The organism is Mycobacteriales bacterium (genome assembly GCA_040902655.1).
In the GTDB taxonomy this organism is placed as follows: Bacteria; Actinomycetota; Actinomycetes; order Mycobacteriales; family SCTD01; genus SCTD01.
Genome location: JBBDWV010000043.1, coordinates 1 through 18,166, shown reverse-complemented (window position 1 = coordinate 18,166; position 18,166 = coordinate 1). Strand labels below are relative to the sequence as shown.

Annotated in this window: 24 protein-coding genes and 1 pseudogene; 15 read left to right on the top strand and 10 right to left on the bottom strand. The window is 71.2% G+C overall.

Annotation, left to right across the window (positions count from 1 at the left end; all coding sequences use genetic code 11):
• Nucleotides 1-73 precede the first annotated feature (73 nt).
• Both WD794_12140 and WD794_12135 read right to left on the bottom strand, forming a co-directional pair.
• Nucleotides 74-319, bottom strand: coding sequence for an ANTAR domain-containing protein (locus WD794_12140; protein MEX2291059.1), 246 nt, complete (start codon nucleotides 317-319; stop codon nucleotides 74-76).
• Nucleotides 292-699, bottom strand: coding sequence for a heavy metal-responsive transcriptional regulator (locus WD794_12135; GenBank protein ID MEX2291058.1), 408 nt, complete (start codon nucleotides 697-699; stop codon nucleotides 292-294). Before WD794_12135 ends, WD794_12140 begins: the two co-directional genes overlap by 28 nt.
• Nucleotides 700-748: 49 nt before the next feature.
• On the opposite strand from WD794_12135, the gene WD794_12130 reads away from it, so the two are divergent.
• From WD794_12130 to WD794_12120, 3 genes are read left to right on the top strand one after another with little or no spacing between them, the layout of a single operon-like run.
• Nucleotides 749-1,060 (top strand): thioredoxin family protein, encoded by a 312-nt coding sequence (locus WD794_12130; protein MEX2291057.1) that lies wholly within the window; start codon nucleotides 749-751, stop codon nucleotides 1,058-1,060.
• Nucleotides 1,060-2,217, top strand: coding sequence for an NAD(P)/FAD-dependent oxidoreductase (locus WD794_12125; protein MEX2291056.1), 1,158 nt, complete (start codon nucleotides 1,060-1,062; stop codon nucleotides 2,215-2,217). Before WD794_12130 ends, WD794_12125 begins: the two co-directional genes overlap by 1 nt.
• A 19-nt stretch (nucleotides 2,218-2,236) precedes the next feature.
• Complete coding sequence (locus tag WD794_12120) at nucleotides 2,237-2,413, top strand: hypothetical protein (protein MEX2291055.1); 177 nt, start codon at nucleotides 2,237-2,239, stop codon at nucleotides 2,411-2,413.
• 267 nt (nucleotides 2,414-2,680) lie between these two features.
• Here the strand turns inward: WD794_12120 and WD794_12115 are convergent.
• The 3 genes and pseudogenes from WD794_12115 to WD794_12105 all read right to left on the bottom strand — a co-directional run bounded on the left by WD794_12115 (nucleotide 2,681) and on the right by WD794_12105 (nucleotide 5,555).
• A pseudogene (locus WD794_12115) lies at nucleotides 2,681-2,839 on the bottom strand (MFS transporter).
• A 71-nt stretch (nucleotides 2,840-2,910) separates the two neighbouring features.
• The gene (locus WD794_12110; protein MEX2291054.1) at nucleotides 2,911-4,206 is read right to left on the bottom strand and encodes an MFS transporter; all 1,296 of its coding nucleotides are present in this window, start codon (nucleotides 4,204-4,206) and stop codon (nucleotides 2,911-2,913) included.
• Nucleotides 4,203-5,555 (bottom strand): MBL fold metallo-hydrolase, encoded by a 1,353-nt coding sequence (locus WD794_12105; protein MEX2291053.1) that lies wholly within the window; start codon nucleotides 5,553-5,555, stop codon nucleotides 4,203-4,205. Before WD794_12105 ends, WD794_12110 begins: the two co-directional genes overlap by 4 nt.
• Before the next feature lie 78 nt (nucleotides 5,556-5,633).
• Here WD794_12105 and WD794_12100 point away from each other — a divergent pair, with 78 nt between their 5' ends.
• A complete protein-coding gene (locus WD794_12100) occupies nucleotides 5,634-6,299 on the top strand; it encodes a metalloregulator ArsR/SmtB family transcription factor (GenBank protein MEX2291052.1) in 666 nt (221 codons plus the stop codon).
• A gap of 254 nt (nucleotides 6,300-6,553) precedes the next feature.
• Nucleotides 6,554-6,676: a hypothetical protein gene (locus WD794_12095; GenBank protein ID MEX2291051.1), complete on the top strand. Its 123-nt coding sequence runs from the start codon at nucleotides 6,554-6,556 to the stop codon at nucleotides 6,674-6,676.
• An 82-nt stretch (nucleotides 6,677-6,758) separates the two neighbouring features.
• On the opposite strand, the gene WD794_12090 is transcribed toward WD794_12095, so the two are convergent.
• Nucleotides 6,759-7,229, bottom strand: coding sequence for a hypothetical protein (locus tag WD794_12090; protein MEX2291050.1), 471 nt, complete (start codon nucleotides 7,227-7,229; stop codon nucleotides 6,759-6,761).
• Nucleotides 7,230-7,279: 50 nt separating this feature from the next.
• The gene (locus WD794_12085) at nucleotides 7,280-7,510 is read right to left on the bottom strand and encodes a DUF2892 domain-containing protein (GenBank protein ID MEX2291049.1); all 231 of its coding nucleotides are present in this window, start codon (nucleotides 7,508-7,510) and stop codon (nucleotides 7,280-7,282) included.
• 531 nt (nucleotides 7,511-8,041) lie between these two features.
• Here WD794_12085 and WD794_12080 point away from each other — a divergent pair.
• From WD794_12080 to WD794_12055, 6 genes are all read left to right on the top strand, one after another.
• Nucleotides 8,042-10,132 (top strand): MMPL family transporter, encoded by a 2,091-nt coding sequence (locus WD794_12080; protein ID MEX2291048.1) that lies wholly within the window; start codon nucleotides 8,042-8,044, stop codon nucleotides 10,130-10,132.
• Between the two features lie 125 nt (nucleotides 10,133-10,257).
• On the top strand, nucleotides 10,258-10,623 hold the full coding sequence (trxA, locus tag WD794_12075; GenBank protein MEX2291047.1) for a thioredoxin: 366 nt from the start codon (nucleotides 10,258-10,260) through the stop codon (nucleotides 10,621-10,623).
• A 43-nt stretch (nucleotides 10,624-10,666) separates the two neighbouring features.
• Nucleotides 10,667-10,888 (top strand): SHOCT domain-containing protein, encoded by a 222-nt coding sequence (locus WD794_12070; GenBank protein MEX2291046.1) that lies wholly within the window; start codon nucleotides 10,667-10,669, stop codon nucleotides 10,886-10,888.
• Nucleotides 10,889-11,029: 141 nt separating this feature from the next.
• Nucleotides 11,030-11,350: a rhodanese-like domain-containing protein gene (locus WD794_12065; protein MEX2291045.1), complete on the top strand. Its 321-nt coding sequence runs from the start codon at nucleotides 11,030-11,032 to the stop codon at nucleotides 11,348-11,350.
• A gap of 15 nt (nucleotides 11,351-11,365) precedes the next feature.
• The gene (locus WD794_12060) at nucleotides 11,366-12,754 is read left to right on the top strand and encodes an MBL fold metallo-hydrolase (protein MEX2291044.1); all 1,389 of its coding nucleotides are present in this window, start codon (nucleotides 11,366-11,368) and stop codon (nucleotides 12,752-12,754) included.
• Between the two features lie 91 nt (nucleotides 12,755-12,845).
• Nucleotides 12,846-13,109 carry a metal-sensitive transcriptional regulator gene (locus tag WD794_12055; GenBank protein MEX2291043.1) on the top strand — a complete coding sequence of 88 codons (264 nt, stop codon included), beginning with the start codon at nucleotides 12,846-12,848 and terminating at the stop codon, nucleotides 13,107-13,109.
• An 18-nt stretch (nucleotides 13,110-13,127) separates the two neighbouring features.
• Here the strand turns inward: WD794_12055 and WD794_12050 are convergent, their stop codons facing one another.
• Nucleotides 13,128-14,282, bottom strand: a complete 1,155-nt coding sequence (locus WD794_12050; GenBank protein ID MEX2291042.1) for an MFS transporter — start codon at nucleotides 14,280-14,282, stop codon at nucleotides 13,128-13,130.
• Between the two features lie 120 nt (nucleotides 14,283-14,402).
• On the opposite strand from WD794_12050, the gene WD794_12045 reads away from it, so the two are divergent.
• Entirely contained in the window at nucleotides 14,403-14,606 is a 204-nt protein-coding gene (locus WD794_12045) for a hypothetical protein (protein ID MEX2291041.1), read from the top strand.
• A gap of 21 nt (nucleotides 14,607-14,627) precedes the next feature.
• Here WD794_12045 and WD794_12040 read toward each other — a convergent pair whose 3' ends face one another.
• A complete protein-coding gene (locus WD794_12040; GenBank protein ID MEX2291040.1) occupies nucleotides 14,628-15,215 on the bottom strand; it encodes a class I SAM-dependent methyltransferase in 588 nt (195 codons plus the stop codon).
• A gap of 16 nt (nucleotides 15,216-15,231) precedes the next feature.
• Nucleotides 15,232-15,843 (bottom strand): class I SAM-dependent methyltransferase, encoded by a 612-nt coding sequence (locus tag WD794_12035; protein MEX2291039.1) that lies wholly within the window; start codon nucleotides 15,841-15,843, stop codon nucleotides 15,232-15,234.
• Between the two features lie 257 nt (nucleotides 15,844-16,100).
• On the opposite strand from WD794_12035, the gene WD794_12030 reads away from it, so the two are divergent.
• The 3 genes from WD794_12030 to WD794_12020 are packed head-to-tail and all read left to right on the top strand — an operon-like array spanning nucleotide 16,101 to nucleotide 18,113.
• The gene (locus WD794_12030; protein ID MEX2291038.1) at nucleotides 16,101-16,904 is read left to right on the top strand and encodes a GntR family transcriptional regulator; all 804 of its coding nucleotides are present in this window, start codon (nucleotides 16,101-16,103) and stop codon (nucleotides 16,902-16,904) included.
• Nucleotides 16,901-17,239 (top strand): rhodanese-like domain-containing protein, encoded by a 339-nt coding sequence (locus WD794_12025; protein ID MEX2291037.1) that lies wholly within the window; start codon nucleotides 16,901-16,903, stop codon nucleotides 17,237-17,239. The genes WD794_12030 and WD794_12025 overlap by 4 nt, the downstream gene beginning before the upstream one ends.
• Nucleotides 17,240-17,252: 13 nt before the next feature.
• Nucleotides 17,253-18,113 (top strand): sulfite exporter TauE/SafE family protein, encoded by an 861-nt coding sequence (locus tag WD794_12020; GenBank protein ID MEX2291036.1) that lies wholly within the window; start codon nucleotides 17,253-17,255, stop codon nucleotides 18,111-18,113.
• The last annotated feature ends 53 nt before the right edge of the window (nucleotides 18,114-18,166 follow it).

The window sequence follows — 18,166 nt, the reverse complement described above, 5'->3', positions numbered from 1 at the left end:
CAACTGAGCTGCGACACGCGGGCCCTGGCCGGAACCGCGGGCTCGACCAGCGCGGGACGCGTGCGTCCGACGGTCACGGGCGGCGCGCTCCGCTGCGATCCGGCTGCGCGTCGGCAACCAACGCGGCCGCCACGTCGCGCAGCTTCGTGTTGCTGGTCTGCGACAGCCGGACGAGTTCGGTGAACGCGTCGTCGGTGGACAAGCTGCGGCGGGCCATTAGGAGCCCACACGCCTGGCCGACAACGGGGCGGGGGTACGCAGGCGCGGCGGCGCCCGGCCCGAGCGCAAGCGCTACGTCGGCAAGGACAAGACGTGGCAGATGTCGTCCGGCGTGCAGTCGGCGGGATCGAGCCGGGAGCTGCGTTCCAGGTGTGCTTCGAGCTCTGTCTGCAGGGCGGCCAGGCGTCGGATGCGTTCCTGCACATCGCTGAGCTTGGTGTCGAGCAGCGCGGCCACGTGCGTGCAGGGCACGGTGCCGTCGGCGCGCAGGTCGATGATGCTGCGGATCTCGGCGAGCGTGAGTCCAGCGGCCTGCGCCGCGTTGATGAAGCGCAACCGGAGGAACGTGGACTCGTCGTAGCTGCGGTACCGGTTGCTCCCGCGCTCCGGATCCGGCAGCAGGCCCTTGCGCTCGTAGAACCAGATGGCCTGGCTCGTCAGACCGGCCGCGTCGGCGAGCTCCCCGATCAGCACCCTCACCCTCCGACTCTTGACCTTGCACCACGGTACAAGGTCTAGCTTCCGGCATATGGAGGTCACGCTGCTGTACTTCGACGCCTGTCCGAGCTGGCGCGTCGCCGACCAGCGACTGGCCGCGATCGTCGCCGAGCGCCCCGAGGTCGTGCTGATCCGGCGGGCTGTCGAGACCCCCGAGGAAGCCCAGTTGTTGGGGTTCCACGGCTCGCCGAGCATCCTGGTCGACGGTGTCGACGTCCTCGCCGGACCGGATGCCGGCGTCGGGCTCTCGTGCCGGGTCTACGACACCCCGGACGGCGCGGCGGGTTCACCCACCATGGCGCAGCTCCGCGCGGCACTCGTCGTCTCGGAAGCGGGCGTCTGATGACCGACGGCCATGACCTGATCGTGATCGGTGCCGGGATGGCCGGTGTAGCGGCGGCGAACAAGTGCGCCTCCGCGGGCTGGAAGGTCGCGATCGTCGACGCGCTGCCGTACGGCGGCACGTGCGCGCTGCGCGGATGCGACCCCAAGAAGATCCTGCGGCGCGCTGCCGAGATCATCGACGGCGCCCGGCTGATGCGGGGCAAGGGTGTCGACGACGCCGACCTGTCGATCAACTGGGTTGACCTGATCGCGCACAAGCACGGCTTCACCGATCCGGTCCCGCAGGCCATGGAGAACGACCTGTCCGGCAACGGCGTCCAGACGCTGCACGGGCAGGCGCGGTTCACCGGCACCAACACCATCGCGATCGACGGCACCTCCTACGAGGCAGCGCACTTCCTGATCGCCGCCGGTGCCCGCCCCCGGCCGCTGGACGTCACCGGCCACGAACACCTCACCGACAGCACCGCTTTCATGGATCTTCCGACGCTGCCGCGGCGGATCCTGTTCGTCGGTGGTGGCTTCATCTCCTTCGAGTTCGCGCACATCGCGGCACGTGCCGGCAGCGCCCCGGTCATCCTGGACCGCGGACCGCGGCCTCTCAAGGAGTTCGACCCCGACCTCGTCGAGCTCCTCGTCAGCCGCGGCGCCGGAGCCGGGATCGAGCTGTGGCGCTCCACCACGATCAACGCCATCGAGAAGTCAGAGACCGGCTACCAGGTGAGCATCGAGCGGGCTGGTCAGACCGACACCGTGGAGTTCGACCTCGTCGTGCACGGTGCGGGCCGGATCCCCGAGCTGTCCGGCCTGCAGCTGGACGCCGCCGGCGTCGAGTGGGACGAGCAGGGAGTGCGCGTGGCCGCTCACCTGCAGAGCACCAGCAACCCCGCCGTCTACGCCGCCGGCGACGCAGCCAACACCCTCGGGATGCCACTGACACCGGTCGCGGTGTTCGAGGGCAAGGTCGCCGCCTCCAACATGCTCAAGGGCACCACGACCGTTCCCGACTACACCGGCGTCCCCACGGCCGTCTTCACCATCCCCGAACTCACCCGCGTCGGGCTGCTGGAGCAGCAGGCTCGAGACCAAGGCATCGACGTCGACGTCCGGCTACCGCGACACCAGCGGTTGGTACTCCAACTACCGGCTCGGTGAAACCACCGCCGCGACCAAGATCCTCGTCGACCGCTCCACCGACCTCGTCGTCGGGGCGCACCTGCTCGGCCCCGAGTACGGCGAGCTGATCAACGTCGTCGGCCTCGCCATGAAACTCGGCCTGACCACGCGGCAGCTGAAGTCGATGACCGCCGCCTACCCCACGGCCGGCTCAGACCTCGGATCCATGCTCTGAAGCCAACGGGTCAAACGGTACTTGACTCCGGGGCCCACTTGCGTCGCCTCTGCCCTGACCGCGCGGAGCTGCAGCCAAGCCTGACGCGCCCGTCACGGCCGCCGGCGACGCTGCGCCGAGCGCGTCCGGGTCCTCGTCCGGGCCACGGTCGTCGGACACGAGACCGGGGGAGGGGTCGCGCTCATCGTCTCCGCCGAGCGCCCGGACCGGGCCGCACGGCTGGTCCCAGACCAACGCGATCGCCGACGCCCTCGTGGCGCGCTGAGGAGCCATCGCCGCGCCCGCCGAGCCGAACGTGAACAAGGCTGCCGGCAGCCCCGAAAGGCCAGTGGTACCGATCATGTCCTCAGCAAGGAGAGCACCGACCGTGACGCCGGCGACGAGGCCCGCGCCCGACAGCACCTGGCTCGCCAGCAGGATGCGCAGGCTCCGTGCCTGTAGGCGCTCCTGGTCACTTTCCCCGTATCCGGCAGCGGCGCGGGCGCCGGCCGCGGCTGTCACATGTTCGTCCGCTCGACCGGCAGGTGCGTCTCGTACATCCGGACAGCGACGAGCAGTCCAGAGGCTGCGGTGATGGCGGCGACGACGGCGATGGCCGCGCGCAGGCCGTACAGGTCGGCGACGATGCCGCCGAGCAGCGCGCCGACGGCGAAGCCGGCGTCGCGCCAGAGTCGGTAGACGCCGACGGACCGGGCGCGCCAGGCGGGGTGGGCGACGTCGCCGATCGCGGCCAGCAGCGTCGGGTAGACCAGCGCGGTGCCGGCGCCGAGGGTGACGGCGGCGATGGCCCAGAGCGCGAAGCTGTCGACGACTGCGACGAGCGCGAGGGCGGCGGCCTGCAGCAGCATGCCGGCGACGATGAGGTTCTTGCGGCCGAATCGGTCGGAGGCGGCGCCGGTGACGAGCTGGCCAAGGCCCCATACGGCCGGGTAGAGGGCGGCGAGCACGCCGATGCGGCCCACCGACAGGCCCGCGGAGGCGAACAGCAGTGGGAACAGCCCCCAGGCAAGGCCGTCGTTGAGGTTGTTGACCAGCCCGGCCTGGCTGACCGAGGACAGCGCCGGCTCGTCGAGGGTCGTGCGGCGGAAGACTTGGCGGGTGCTCAGGTGCTCGGCCTGGTGCGCCCGTCCGTCGGCGCGTGCAACGGGGGCGTGGTTCGCGGCCTCGAGCCGGGCGTATTCGCGGGTCTCCTGCACGACGGTGGTGGACAGGCCCAGTCCGAGGGCGACGAAGGCCAAACCGAGGAAGAACGGTGCCGGGCGCAGGCCGTACTGGGCGGCGAGGTAGCCGGTGGCCAGGGCAGTGGCGCCCACGGCGAGGTAGCCGGCGGCCTCGTTGAGGCCCATCGCCAGGCCGCGCCGGGCTGGCCCGACCAGGTCGATCTTCATGATGACGGTGGTGGACCAGGTCAGGCCCTGGTTGACGCCGAGCAGGATGTTGGCGAACACCACCCAGCCCCAGGTAGGGGCGACCATGAGCAGCAGAGGGACGGGCAGACCGATGAGCCAGCCGGCGATCAGGACCGGCTTGCGGCCGTAGCGGTCGGACAGGGCGCCGGCGGCGAAGTTCGTGATCGCCTTGGTCAGGCCGAACGCGACGATGAACGTGGTGGCGACGGTGAAGCCGGTCAGACCGAACTCCTGCTCGGCCAGCAGCGGCAGGACGGTGCGCTCCTGGCCGAGCATGCCGCCCACCAGGGCGTTGACCGCGACGAGCAGGGTGAACTGGCTGGCGTTTTCACGTAGCCCCAGACGGACCGGCGCCGTCTTCTTCGCGCCGGCAGGTGGCGTCATGATCGGGACAGTTCCTGGCCGGTCGCCTGCGCCCAGTCCTCCGGGCCGCCGACGACCACGGCGACGCCGCCGTGACCGGCGCGCTCGAGCAGGCTGGCCGCCGTCATGGCGCGCTCGCCGTGGCCGCACATCACCACCGGGGCCTCCGGCAGCTCGGGCACCTTCCCTTCGGCGAGCTGGCCGAGCTCGGCGTTGGTGGCGCCGACTACGGCGCCCATGGCGAACTCTGAACGCTGCCGGACGTCCACGACGGGCCGCTCGCCGAGGGACCATGTCTGGACGAGCGGTGTGCTGGCGGTGGCGCGTCCGTTTCGTTGCCAGGCTGTGATTCCTCCGGTGAGCTCGCCGAGCAGGCGGTCGTAGCCGATCTTGCGTGCCTGCCAGACGATCTCGGCCGCGTCTTGGTCGTCGTTGCGCACCACGACCAGCGGAGTCGTCGGCTCGGCCGTCCAGCCGAGCCAGGTGGCGAAGACGCCGCGCAGCGGAATGCTGACCGACCCGGGCAGGTGCGCAGCCGCGAACTGCTGGACGGGACGCACGTCGACGACCAGCGCGCTGCGTTCGACGGCGGCGTCGATCTCTGCCGGCGACAGTGCTTGCAGGTCGGCGGTGGCCGGTAGCGGCGCCGGGCCCCGGCGGTTCACCTCGCCCAGGTAGCGGAAGTAGCGCGGGTATGCGCCGAGGCCTGCGAGCAGTTGGGTGACGAAGGCGTCTTCGTCGGGCGCCTGCAGCAGCGCGTTCGCGGCCTTCTCCCGGCCGATGGTGCTGCTGCGCTCGGCGCCCGACGCCGCGGAGCAGAACGAGCCGGCGCCGTGGGTGGGCCACACCTGCACCTCGTCGGGCAGCGTGACCAACCGCTGCAGTGAGTGCCACTGCGCCCGCGTCAGCTCCTCGGTCCGCTCGGGGCTGACCAGGTCGGTACGGGCGGCCGCCCCGACGATGAGCGACCCGCCGGTGAACACTCCCAGCGGCCGGGCGCCGTCCAGTAGCAGGAACGACAGGTGCTCGTCGGTGTGGCCGGGAGTGGCCAGGGCCCGCAGCGTCAGGCCGCCCAGATCGACCTCGTCACCGTCGCCCAGGCCGGTGTGCGGGTACTGCCGGCCACCGGCGGCGGAGGCCAGCAGCGTCGCTCCGGACGATGCCAGGTCGAGGGCTCCGGTGACGAAATCGGCGTGCAGGTGCGTGTCGGCGGCGAAGGCCACCGTCAGCCGATGCGCCTGCGCCGCCTGCTGCAGCCCACGCAGGTCGCGCGACGCGTCGACCGCCAGCGCCCGCCCGTCCCCCAGGCCCACGAGCCAGCTCGTGTTGCCCAGTCCGTCATCGACGACCGGGATCAGGTTCACTGCCATCGCCTCCTTATCAAGTAGGTGCTTGAAGAGTGAGGGGCGCCGCGGTAGTTTGTCAAACAACCGCTTGAGGAGGTCGTCGTGGGAGATCGCATCGCCAAGGACGCGCTGTACGAGGCGCTCGCCTCGGTCGCGAAGGCATTGGGCAGCGGCCGGCGGGCCGAGATCGTCGACGTCCTGGCCCAGGGTGAGCGACGCGTCGAGGACCTCGCGGGACAGATCGGCCAGAGTGTCGCGAACACCTCCCACCACCTGCAGCAGTTGCTGGGCGCAGGTCTGGTCCGCACCCGCCGAGACGGCACCCGGGTGTTCTACTCGCTGACGAGCGAGCAGGTCGGTGCGCTGTGGCGGGCGATGCGCGGCGTCGCGGCCGAGCACGTCGCGCGGCTCGACGAGCTCGCCGATGCCTACCTCGGCGACCGAACCGAGCTGGCGACCATCGGACGCGACGAGCTGGCCGGCCGCCTGCACGCCGGCGACGTGGTCGTGCTGGACGTACGACCGCCGGCCGAGTACGCCGCCGGACACATCCCCGGTGCTGTCAACGTGCCGCCGGCTGAGCTGTCCGAGCGGCTGCGGAACGTGCCGGCCGACCGGACCGTCGTCGCCTACTGCCGCGGGCCGTACTGCGTCTACGCCGACGAGGCAGTGCGCGAGTTGTCGTCCACCGGCCGCACCGCTCTGCGCCTGGTCGACGGCTTCCCTGAGTGGGCCGCGGCGGCTCTCCCGACCGCGCGTGCGGTCTGACGCCCGGCTGGTGCGCCGACGTCGACACCTGATCAGGGGGGGTCTCCCGCAGGTCCACCCGCGGCGACGACCTGTGCGAAACTGGGCGCATGGCTTCTGCGGGCTCCACGGCGCTCATCTGCCGGTGCCTCCTGGCCACGTCACTGACTGCTGTCGACGACTGCCTCTGTCAGGTCTGACGGACCCAGCCCTTGGGGCTGAGGGACTTCAACCACCGACAGATGCTCCTCGACAGGAAGTCCACTGCAGTGACGATGAATGCGTTGAACCGGCCCGACGAGGCCGTTGACGGCTCCTGGTTGCGCCGGCTGTGCGTCCGGCTGGGCGGCTGGTGCGGCTGGCTGGTCGACACGCACCACGCGCGCATCCCGTTCTGACGGTTCTCCGGGGCTCTGGCGTCGACGGGCCGGAACGTCGGTCCGCTGCTGACGGCTGCCGGATTTTCGCCGGCGCCGTGGGTCAGGAGGCGGTCGTCTCGCCGCCGGCGGTGACCGGACAGGCAGAGCGGCCGCGCCAGCGGGCGCGCAGCGCCCATCCGAGTCCCGCGACCGAGGCTGCCGCCAGGAGCGGCTGCGCCGGGGCGAACCACGTCATGGCGCCGCTCGAGCCGAGGGCGACGAGTACGAGCTCGTTGCACACAGGACAGCCGACGGCGAACAGCGACACCAGGGCGGACAGGACACCGCGCCGGGCGGGGCGGTCCTGGGCGTCGACCTGGAGGTCACCGCCGGGCCGGATGTAGGTGGCGAGCAGCAGGCCGGACAGGACGGCGATGACGGCAAGTGCGGGATAGCTCCACCACGTCACCGGGACGGCGCGGCCGAACACCGGGTTGGGCACGACGTCGGTCGGCAGCCCGATCAGCAGGCCTGTGGCAACGGTTCCCAGGACGGCGACGAGCGTGTGACGCGGCGTCCAGTGCGCAGCCACCGCAAGAGTCTCCAGAGATCGTGGGGATGGTCGCCGATCGTCCGTCTCGGTCATGAGGCGCGGCCGGCCGACAGCCGGTCGACGACCAGAGAGGCGGGGCACCGGCCGGTCGCGACCAGGAGCAGCTGGTTCAGGCCGATCCCGGTCGTCATCAGGAGGAACCAGGGCGAAATGGCGGCGGCGAGGGCAGCGCTGAGCAAGGTGGCCGTGCCGGCGAGCAAGAAGAGCACGCGCTCGCGTGGCCAGGCGGTGTTGGCGAGGCAGGTCGTCGGTCTGGTCATGCAGGCTCCTGGAAGTGGTTGCGGCGTATCCACTCCGGGCGGCGAGCGACCCGGTGGAATACCCCCCGGGGTACCTTGCTTGGATCCGTACGACCGAGCGCTGGCACGGCGCCCCCACGACGTTGAGGATCTGAGATGACAGAGGAAAGCACGACTGGGCGGACGTCGGCGGCTGCCGACGGCACGTCCCGCTCGCCCAGGCCGCGCACCCGCCAGTCCAGGGCAGAGGACACAGTTCCGAGGCCGGCCCGGAGCGGTTCTCCTCGGGAGGCGGGCGAGCTTGCGTCTCCGGCGCCGTCTCCACGAAGCACGGCGCGCCGGGCCGCAACGACGCGCCCGGACGCCAAGCCCCTGGCCGATGCGCTCGTCCCGGCGCTCGTTCCGGCGCTCACGGAGTCGCTGGCGCCCAAGATCGCCGACGAGGTCACTGCTCGGCTCGAGGCAGCGGAGCAGCGTCGCCTCGCGGAAGCCGCGGCTGCGAGCGCGGCGAACGAGCCGGCCGACGCGCTGCACGGTCGCCGCTTCGGTCTCATGGGCCGCCTCGGGGCGTGGACCGCGACGCACTTCCGTCCGGTCTTGGCCGTGTGGCTGCTCATCATCGTCGGTCTCGGTGCCTTCGCCCCGAAGGTCGAGCACGCGCTCGCCGGGGCGGGCTGGGAGGCCAAGGGCTCGGACTCGGTCCAGGCGCGCGAGATCGTGCAGGAGCAGTTCGGCGGCATGTCGAGCTCAGCCCTGCAGGTCGTCGTGGCCTCCGAGGACGGACCGGTCATGGAGGGCGCGGGCAAGGCGGCCATCGACGAGGCGATGGCGATCTTGGATCGGGACGAGCGCGTCGCGCAGGTGGTCCCGCCGCAGCCCGGGATGTCGATCTCCCAGGACGGCAGGGTCGCCGTCATCCAGGCAGGTGCCGGCGACCCCAACACCAACGAGATGGTCCGGGCCGCCGATGACCTCAAGGACCCGCTTCGTGAACTGAGCGGCGACGGCATCGAGGTCGCGATGACCGGCAGCTCGGTGCTGTGGAGCGACTTCAACGCTGCCAACCGTGACGCCATGATCAAGAGCGAGCTGATCTCGTGGCCGGTCACGCTGGGCATCCTGGTGCTCGCGTTCGGCTCCCTGGTCGCCGCCGGCCTGCCGCTGATGCTGACGATCGTCGGGCTCGTGGCCGCTGCCGGTTCCCTGTACATCGGCTCGCTCATCGGCGACATCTCGATCTGGGCCATGAACTTCGCGCTCATGTTCGCCCTCGCGCTGGGGATCGACTACGCGCTGTTCCTGGTCGTCCGGTTCCGGGCGGCCCACTTCGGCCAGTCGGAGAACGTCGTCGAGGCCGTCGCCGAGACGATGGAGACGGCGGGCAAGGCGGTCCTGTTCAGCGGCCTGACGGTGCTGATCAGCCTGTCGGCCGTGCTGCTGGTGCCTTCACCGGCGGTCCAGTCGATGGCGCTGGGCATCATGCTGGCCGTCGTCTTCGTCCTCGCGGCCACCCTGACCCTCCTGCCGGCGGTGCTGGCCCGGCTCGGCGACCGAGTCGATGCGGTGTCGCTGCCGTGGGTGCACGCCGGTGAGCACCGCTCGCCGAGGTTCGCCGCGTGGGCAGAGCGGCTGTGGAAGCGCCCCGTCGCGTACGGAGCTGTCGCTCTCATCGTGCTCATCGCGCTCGCGCTGCCGGTGTTCGGGCTGCGCACCGGCATGCCGAGCATCAAGGTCGTGCCGGAGGACGAGTCCAGCCGTGTCGGCTACGCGCTGGTCACCGAGGCGTTCGGCCCCGGCGCCCCCGGCATGCTGCAGGTCGTGGCGCCGCAGGACGAGGCTGTCGCCACCAGCGCGGTGCTCGAGGCTGACCAGGGCATCGCCCAGGTCATGCCCACCGTCACCGGCCAGGACGGCATGGCGCTGATCCAGGCCGTGCCGACGACCGACCCGTCCTCGCAGGAGATGGGCGACACGATCGACCGGCTGCGGGCCGAGCTGCCAGCCGACGTGCTCGTCGGTGGCGCCGCGGTGGAGAACTACGACCTGGAGAACCTGCTGGGCGACAAGGCGCCACTGGTCATCGGCGTGGTCCTCGTGCTGGGCTTCCTGCTCCTGCTGGTCGCGCTGCAGGCGCCGCTCATCTCCGCGCTCGGCGTCCTCACCAACCTGCTCGCGACTGCGGCGGCGTTCGGTGTCGCGCGTCTGATCTTCGACGAGGGCATCGGCTCGAACCTGCTCGGCTTCGAGTCCCAGGGCTTCCTGGACGCCTGGGCGCCGGTGTTCTTCTTCGCCATGATCTTCGCGATCGGGATGGACTACACCGTCTTCCTGCTGGCCAGCGCCAAGGAGCACTGGGAGAAGAGCGGCGACCCGCACGAAGCCATGGTCGGCGGCCTCGCGCACTCCGGACGGACGATCTTCGCCGCGGCCGGCGTGATGGTCGCGGTGTTCTTCACCTTCGCCCTGTCCGAGCCGCTGCCGCCCAAGGAGATGGGAATCATCCTGGGCGTCGCGGTCCTGCTCGACGCCGCACTGATCCGCCTGCTCCTGCTGCCCGTCCTGCTCCGCCTGACCGGCAAGGCGGCCTGGGCCACCCCCACCTGGATGCGCAAGGTCCTGCCGAACGTGACCTTCAGTCACTGACCGACATCGGCGCTGCCCGCGACGCCCCCTGTGGCCGTTGCGGGCAGCGCCTTCGTCGTGCCCGGAACACAGGCTGAGCAACGACCGTTAAATACCCCAAGGGGTACGCTACGAGAGGAAGTCAGATGAGCAAGACGATCACGATCACGGCTGACAACTTCGAGAGCACCGTCCGGTCCAACGAGATGGTCCTGCTCGACTTCTGGGCATCCTGGTGCGGCCCGTGCCGCTTCTTCGCCCCCATCTTCGAGAAGGCCGCCGAGGAGCACCCGGGCATCGCCTTCGGCAAGATCGACACCGAGTCGCAGCGCGAGCTCGCCAGCGCGTTCGCGATCACGTCGATCCCGACACTGGTCGCCATCAAAAGCCAGACCGTCGTGTTCTCCCAGCCGGGAGCGCTCCCCGCTGCCGCTCTCGACGAGCTCATCGAGCAGCTTCAGCAGCTCGACCTCGAGCTGGTCCGGTCCACCGCCGGCGGCACAGCAGCCTGAGCGCAGGCCGACTCCGCAGCATCGACATGACAGGAGCAGCCCCATGTGGCACGACGGCTACGACAGCACGGCCTGGCTGGCCATGGCCGGGATGATGACGCTGATGAGCGCGCTGACGGCAGTCGTCGTCATCGCGATCGTCAAGTCCACGCGCGAGGGCAGCAAGGGCAGCACTGCCCTGCGCCTCCTGGACGAGAGGTACGCGCGCGGCGAGCTCGACAGCGAGGACTACGTCGAGCGCCGGCGGCAGCTGCTCGAGCGCTGACGCGACGCACACGAAGGGCCGGTCGCGGGACCGGCCCTTCGTGCTGTCGGGGACCGGCATGCTGGCAGGAACAGATCCTGGTCGGCCGCGTTGTGAAAGGTACCCCTGGGGGTACGCTGTCCGGCGAACGAAGGAGCAGTCATGACGACAGAAGCAACGCTCGACGAGCTCGAGACGGCGCGCGCCGCAGGCGCCGAGGTCTTGGACGTCCGAGAAGGCGACGAGTACGCCGAAGGGCATGTCCCTTCTGCGCGGCTCATGCCGCTCGGCATCGTCCCGGTGCGCGCCCACGAGCTTCCCACCGGCACCCCCGTGTACGTGATCTGCGCCAGCGGGGCGCGGAGCGCGCAGGCCGCCGAGATCCTGCAGCGGGCGGGCGTGGACGCCCGGACCGTCGCCGGTGGCACCAACGCGTGGATCCGCAGCGGCCGTCCGGTCGAGACCGGCGCCCCGCGCTCCTGAGAGGAAGGCACTCCGATGACCGACACCCTTGAGCGGGACGGCCTGACCGTCACCATTCTCGAGACCCCGAGCCTGGGGGATCGCAGCTACGTCATCGACGACGGCGCGCACGCCATCGTCATCGACCCGCAGCGCGACATCGACCGGGTGCAGGACGTGCTGCGGGAGCGGGGCGTCGCCGTGGCGGCAGTCGCTGAGACGCACGCGCACAACGACTACGTCAGCGGCGGTCTCGAGCTGGCTCGCACCGCAGGCGTGCCGTACCTGGTCCCGTGCGAGGCGGAGGTGGCCTACGAGCGCACCGAAGTCTGCGACGACGACGTCCGCACGATCGCCACGATGACTGTCCAGACGATCGGCACACCCGGACACACCCACCACCACGTGTCGTTCGCCGTCGGCAAGGGCGACACGCCCGCGTTCGTCTTCACCGGCGGGTCGATGCTGTTCGGCGCCGTCGGACGCACCGACCTGGTCGGACCGGACAGCACGCTCGCCCTGACTCACGCGCAGCACGCCTCGGTCCGTCGGCTTGCTGACACGCTGCCTGACGAGACGGCGGTTCTGCCGACGCACGGCTTCGGCAGCTTCTGCTCCGCCACGCCCACCTCGGGAACCGCCTCGACCATCGGCCAGCAGCGCACGCAGAACCCGGCGCTCACGCAGGACGAGGAGCAGTTCGTCAGCAGCCTCATCGCCGGCTTCGACGCCTATCCCGCCTACTACGCCCACATGGGCCCGACCAACCTCGCCGGACCCGCCCCGGTCGACCTGTCTCCGGTGCAGCAGGCCGAGCCGGACGAGCTCCGCAGGCGGATCGACGCGGGGGAGTGGGTCGTGGACCTGCGCGACCGCACGGCGTTCGCGCGAGGTCACGTCGCCGGCACGTACAGCTTCGACGCGACCGGCAACGTCGTCACCTACCTGGGCTGGCTCATCCCTTGGGGCACCCCCTTGACCCTGATCGGCGACACGCCCGAGCAGGTCGCCGAGGTCCAGCGCGAGCTGGTCCGCATCGGCATCGACCGCCCTGCCGCGCAGGCCACCGGACCGATCGAGCACCTGGCCGGCAGCACGCCCCTGGCGCAGTACCGCACGGCCACGTTCGCCGACCTGGCCAAGGCCCGGATGGACGGGAACGTGCACGTCCTGGACGTGCGTCGAGACGCCGAGTGGAACGACGGGCACCTCGAAGGGGCCCAGCACATCCCGCTGCACGCGCTCACCGCGCGCATGGACGAGGTTCCGAACGGCCTGCTGTGGGTGCACTGCGCCGGGGGCTTCCGGGCGTCCATCGCCGCGTCGGTCCTGGACGCCGCGGGCAAGCAGATCGTCGCGATCGACGACGACTTCGGCAGCGCCAGCGAAAGCGGACTGCCCATCATCGGCGCTCCCGCGTCCTGACAACGCGGGGGCTCCCCGTCGGAACGCCCGTAACCCCGGCGTTGTTGTACGCACAGCGCCGGTCGGCGGCGCCATGAACCAGGAGACCCGCATGCAGCTCGACGAGGACGCCGTCAAGACCGCCGTGAACCGGCTGCGGCGCGCCGAAGGCCAGATCGCGGGTGTCATCCGCATGCTCGAGCAGGGCCGCGACTGCAAGGACGTCGTCACTCAGCTCGCCGCTGTGTCCCGGGCGCTGGACAAGGCCGGCTTCACCATCGTTGCCAGTGGGCTCAAGCAGTGCCTGATGGAGGACGGAGACAGCGCGGAACTCGATGTCGCGCAGATGGAGAAGCTCTTCCTCAGCCTGGCCTGAGTTCGGCCAGCATGCCTGCTAGCGAGGAGCTGGTACCCGTCGTCGTGCCACGACCGTGAGGACGACGGCGCCGCCGGCCGCGAGGACAGCCGTGAGCACGAGCAGTTCCGGCAGCCCGAGCACGGGGATGAGCGCCCCCGCGATTGTGGGGGCGGCCATCGAGGCGACCGCTCCGACCACCAGCGCCACGGTGAACCCGTCGCCAGGCCGGTCCGTCACCACCTGCGCCGTCCAGACGGCCAGCACAGCCGAGCCCACCATGAAGCCGGCTCCCAACAGCAGCGCCGACAGCAGCATGAGCGGCAGCGACCCGCGCCCGAGGGCGAGCAGGACCAGTGCGCTGCTGACCACCAGGACGCTCCCGCAGCCGACGAGCGGGGGGCCGAACGACCGGACCAGCCGTCCTGTGGCCAATCCGGCAAGCCCGCCCAGGCCGATGACGGCGAACATCAGTCCCGCCGCTGACGCGGCCAGCCCACCGCTGCGTGCGGTGTCGCTGGCGTAGGTGAAGTAGATCGTGATGGCGGTGAAGTAGAGGACAGCGTAGGCGAGCGGCTCGACGAGGGCCCGCCGCAGCGGCGACTGCCGCGCGCTGTCTGTGCCGCTGCGCCGGGGCGCCAGCTGCGGCACCGTCCGCAGGTTCAGGACTGCGGCGGCTGCGGCGGCCAGCGCGATGCCGGCCCAGGTGAGCCGCCACGACGAGGACGGGCCGACCAGAGCCACCCCGGCCAGCAGAAGCAACCCGGCGCTGGTCCCCGTGGTGATCACCGCCAGCACGGTCGGCCGGTGCCGCAGCGGCACCGCCTCCGCAACGATGTCGGAGTACGGCGCCCACACCCAGCCGGCAGCGCTGCCGCCCACCACGGCGCCGATCGCCAGGACAGACGGGGTCGGCGCTGTCGCGACGAGCGAGCACCCCGCGACGCCGCACACGCCGCCCACCGTGGTCGGGGCGCGCGGCCCCCGCCGCGCCGACAGCCGGGGGCCGGCCAACAGTCCGAGGAGGTATCCCAGGAAGGTGCCGCTGGCGATGGCACCGAGGAGCAGCTCGGACAGGCCGAACTCCGACCGGATCGCCGGCAGGGTGAGCCCGTAGGCGCAGCGCGCCATCCCGAAAGCGACGCCGACGACCACTGCTCCACCCAGGCTCACCTGGATCGTCGACCTGTCCACCACCCCAGGGTGTCACCGCGGATGCGGTGAATGCGATCGGTCCACGTTCTCCCTCGATCCCGTACGTAAGCACCGCGAAAATGTACCCTAGGGGGTATCAGCACCACGGGAGGAACCGCCATGTGCAGCAAGGCCACGTGCCGCAAGTGCGGCAAGACCACCTGGTCGGGTTGTGGGAACCACGTCAAGCAGGTAATGCGGGGCGTTCCCGCCGTACAGCAGTGCACCTGCGCCAGCGCCAGCGACAAGCAGACGCCGGCAGCGGCTGCGCTGCCTGCCACGGGCGAGAAACGAGGCAGGTTCACTTCGCTGTTCCGTCGCTGACCCGAACAGGTCGAGGGCTCGCTACGGCCGAGGGCGGTGCGCCACGAGCAGCGTGTCGACCGCCGTCGCGTCCTCGACGGTGCGCCCGACCTGCTCCAGGCGCTCGACCGCGAGCTCCTCGGCCGCGGCGGCAAGCAGATCGTGGTCGTAGAGCAGGTCCTCGTCCTGCGGCCCGCCGACCCCGCGCTTGAGGTTGTCGCGGTCGTGCCCGAGCACGAGCAGCCGACCGCCTTCGGCGACGGCCGCGGCAGCGCGAGTCAGGACCGGCAGGAGCGCGGCGCGTGGCAGGTGCAGGTAGAGCACGAGCACCAGGTCGAAGTGCCCGGCCGTCAGATCGGCCGTTGTGGCGTCAGCGACCTGCCAGTCCACGTCGACTCCCAGTGCCTGGGCGCGGGCCTTGCCGCGCTCGAGTCCGACGGGGGAGAAGTCGAGTGCGCTGACCTGCCAGCCCCGGCGGGCGAGCCACAGTGCCATCCGTCCTTCGCCTGCGGCGAGATCGAGCGCCCGGCCCGGCGGGAGCTGGCCCAGGATGGAGGCGGCGAGAGCGTTCGGCTCGTCGGACCACTGCTGTGCGGCGGCGTAGCGCTCGTCCCACTGCTGAGCGTCCATGGTGGATCTCCTTCTGTCAGGGTCGCGCCGTCCCGCGGATGACGGGACGCAGAAACGGCACGGGCACCGGCAGCGAGTCCGGGCGCAGGCCGGTGACGTCGAAGCCGGCCGCCTCGAGCAGCTCCCGGGTCGGCCGGACGAGCGAGCAGCCTCCACCGACGCGGGACCATCCGGGAGCGAGCAGGTTCTGCACCCGGCGCACCGGTGTGCCCGGCTCGGCCGCCACGTGCTCGATGACGTGGAGCTGTCCGCCGGGGCGCAGGACACGACGGATCTCGCTCAACGCCCGGTCCAGCGGTCGGACCGAGCACAGCACCAAGGTGTTCACGACCGCGTCGACGCTGCGGTCGCGCAACGGCAGGCGAGCTGCCGATCCGGCCAGGACGCAGGCGCGACCACCGCACGCGGTGCCCGCTCGCGCCACCAGGCGCTGCCGCATGGCCGGGTCCGGCTCCAGCAGGAGCAGGCGGTCGAGGGCCGGGCCGTAGGCATGCAGGTTCGCGCCGGTCCCCGCCCCGATCTCCAGCACCGTTCCGCTGAGCCTGCTCAGCAGGTCGCGACGCCACGCTCGCAATGCACGGCGCTCGGCGCCGGCGAGGACGGTGTCGTACAGCCGGGCGCTCAGCACACGAAGCAGGTCACGCTGGTCCAGAACGCGCCGCTTGTCGCCAGCCCCGCCAGTCGTCCCAGCGGAAGCCGACCCGCCTCAGGCGCGACGGGGAGCTCTGCGACCCCACTTCCGGCTGGGACGTGCGGAGCGCGGCGATCGTTGAAGCCATTGGTCACCACCGGGACTGGGCGAGGATCGGGCCCGTCCAGGACGGCGATCGGCACGGTGCGCTCCTTCGGCTTGTCGCGAGACGCGATTGTCCGTACATTATGTGGGTGATCGGCGTATCGCAAGAGCCTCGGCTGGACCGCAGCGCCGGCAGTCCGCTGTGGTCTCAGCTGCTGGCCGACCTGCGGGCTCGGCTGGCAGCGGGCGAGTTCACCGACGCCTTCCCCGGTGAGCTCGCGCTCGTGGAGCACTACCGGGTCAGCCGCCACACCGTTCGCGAGGCCCTGCGGCACCTGCGCGCGGAAGGGACGGTCACCGCAGCGCGCGGCCGCAAGCCCCGGCTGGCTCCGGTCGAGGTCGAGCAACCGCTTGGCGCGCTGAGCAGCCTGTTCACTGCCGTAGAGGCAGCAGGGCTGGAGCAGCGTTCCGTCGTCCGGGCGCTGGACGTGCGGCGCGACGGGGTGATCGCCACCCGGATGATGCTCGAGGAGTCGACCCCGCTGGTCTACCTGGAGCGCGTGCGCCTGGCCGGCGAGGAGCCGCTCGCGCTGGACCGGGTGTGGTTGCCTGCCGACGTGGCGGAGCCGCTGCTGAAGGTCGACTTCACCCGTACCGCGCTGTACACCGAGCTCCTGACGCACTGCGGGCTGCGCCTGACGGGCGGGCGCGAGCGGGTGCGGGCGGTGGTTCCGCTGCGCGGCGAACGCGCGCTGCTGCACGTCCCGGTCGGTGTGGCTCTGCTGGCCGTGGAGCGCACGGGCTGCCTGGACGGCCGTCCGGTCGAGCACCGGCACACCGTGGTGCGCGGCGACCGCTTCGCCGTGACAGCGCAGTACTCCGGGCGCGGCGTCGTCCTGTCCGCAGGCGCCGCCCGTGACGGCGCCCTTCCCCTCGAGAGGTCTCTGGCATGAGCCATCCGGTACCTGATGTGTCCGTCCAGGAGGCGGCCGACGCCGCCGCGTCCGACAGCGTGCTGCTGCTCGACGTCCGGGAGGACGACGAGTGGCAGGCCGGTCACGCGCCGGTGGCGGCGCACATGCCGCTGAGCCGGCTCGACGTGAGCGCTGTTCCGACGGACCGTCCGGTCATCGCTGTCTGCCGGTCGGGCAACCGCTCGGGCAAGGCCGCCGCCGCGCTCGCGCAAGCGGGCGTCGACGTCGTGAACATGGCCGGCGGCATGACGGCCTGGGCGGCGGCGGGACTGCCGGTCGTCGACGCGGACGGCCGCCCCGGCGAGATCACGTGAGGATGCGGCAGCGTTGATCGCCGGAGCGATCGGCCTCGGCTTGCTGATCGGTCTCAGTCTGGGAGCGCTCGGTGGCGGCGGGTCCATCCTGACGGTGCCGGCGCTGGTGTACGTCCTCGGGCTGTCGGCGCAGGAAGCCACCACGGCGAGCCTGGTCATCGTCGGGGTCACTGCCGCGGCGGGCAGCATCGGCCATGCCCGTTCCGGCCACACGCGATGGGGAGCGGGGGTCCTGCTCGCTGCGGTCGGTGTCCCCGCGTCGCTGCTCGGCACGGCCCTCAACCGGCGGGTCGACCCGGATGTCCTGCTGCTGTCGTTCGCCGCGCTGATGCTCGTGGCCGCCGTCGGGATGCTGGTGCGGAGTCGAAGCTCTGCCCGGGAAGCGTCATCCCCGGCAGGATCACCTGAGTCGGCGGGCGGTGCAGGGATCAGCGGCGGCACCCTCACTGCGACCCGCTCGCGCAGCCGGTCAAAGCACACCAGGCGGTCCCGCGACCGGGTGGGACATGCTTTGCGACTGGCGGTCGGCGGGCTCGGCGTCGGCTTCCTCACCGGCTTCCTCGGTGTGGGCGGCGGTTTCGTCGTCGTCCCCGTCCTGCTCGTGCTGCTCAGCACGCCCATGCCCGTCGCCGTCGGCACCTCGCTGCTCGTGATCAGCCTGAACTCGGCAGTCGCACTCGCAGCTCGAGCCGGCAGCGGGGATTTCGCCTGGGACGTGATCGTTCCCTTCACGGCCGCGGCCGTTGCAGGTTCGCTCGCGGGCAAGCGGGTTGACGATCGGGTCAGCCCGAACAAGCTGACCGTCGCGTTCGCCGTTCTCCTGGTCGCTATCGCCGTCTACGTCGCTGTCCGGGCAGTGCTCGGCCTCATCTGACCCAGATCCGCGAGTAGGGCGTCGTGGAGGGTCGACACGGATTAATGATCTTT

Coding starts and splice junctions, on each gene's coding strand:
- WD794_12130 (MEX2291057.1), top strand. CDS start 749: ATGGAGGTCACGCTGCTGTACTTCGACGCCTGTCCGAGCTGGCGCGTC.
- WD794_12125 (MEX2291056.1), top strand. CDS start 1,060: ATGACCGACGGCCATGACCTGATCGTGATCGGTGCCGGGATGGCCGGT.
- WD794_12110 (MEX2291054.1), bottom strand. CDS start 4,206: ATGACGCCACCTGCCGGCGCGAAGAAGACGGCGCCGGTCCGTCTGGGG.
- WD794_12105 (MEX2291053.1), bottom strand. CDS start 5,555: ATGGCAGTGAACCTGATCCCGGTCGTCGATGACGGACTGGGCAACACG.
- WD794_12095 (MEX2291051.1), top strand. CDS start 6,554: ATGAATGCGTTGAACCGGCCCGACGAGGCCGTTGACGGCTCCTGGTTG.
- WD794_12085 (MEX2291049.1), bottom strand. CDS start 7,510: ATGACCAGACCGACGACCTGCCTCGCCAACACCGCCTGGCCACGCGAG.
- WD794_12080 (MEX2291048.1), top strand. CDS start 8,042: ATGGGCCGCCTCGGGGCGTGGACCGCGACGCACTTCCGTCCGGTCTTG.
- trxA (MEX2291047.1), top strand. CDS start 10,258: ATGAGCAAGACGATCACGATCACGGCTGACAACTTCGAGAGCACCGTC.
- WD794_12070 (MEX2291046.1), top strand. CDS start 10,667: ATGTGGCACGACGGCTACGACAGCACGGCCTGGCTGGCCATGGCCGGG.
- WD794_12065 (MEX2291045.1), top strand. CDS start 11,030: ATGACGACAGAAGCAACGCTCGACGAGCTCGAGACGGCGCGCGCCGCA.
- WD794_12060 (MEX2291044.1), top strand. CDS start 11,366: ATGACCGACACCCTTGAGCGGGACGGCCTGACCGTCACCATTCTCGAG.
- WD794_12055 (MEX2291043.1), top strand. CDS start 12,846: ATGCAGCTCGACGAGGACGCCGTCAAGACCGCCGTGAACCGGCTGCGG.
- WD794_12045 (MEX2291041.1), top strand. CDS start 14,403: ATGTGCAGCAAGGCCACGTGCCGCAAGTGCGGCAAGACCACCTGGTCG.
- WD794_12040 (MEX2291040.1), bottom strand. CDS start 15,215: ATGGACGCTCAGCAGTGGGACGAGCGCTACGCCGCCGCACAGCAGTGG.
- WD794_12025 (MEX2291037.1), top strand. CDS start 16,901: ATGAGCCATCCGGTACCTGATGTGTCCGTCCAGGAGGCGGCCGACGCC.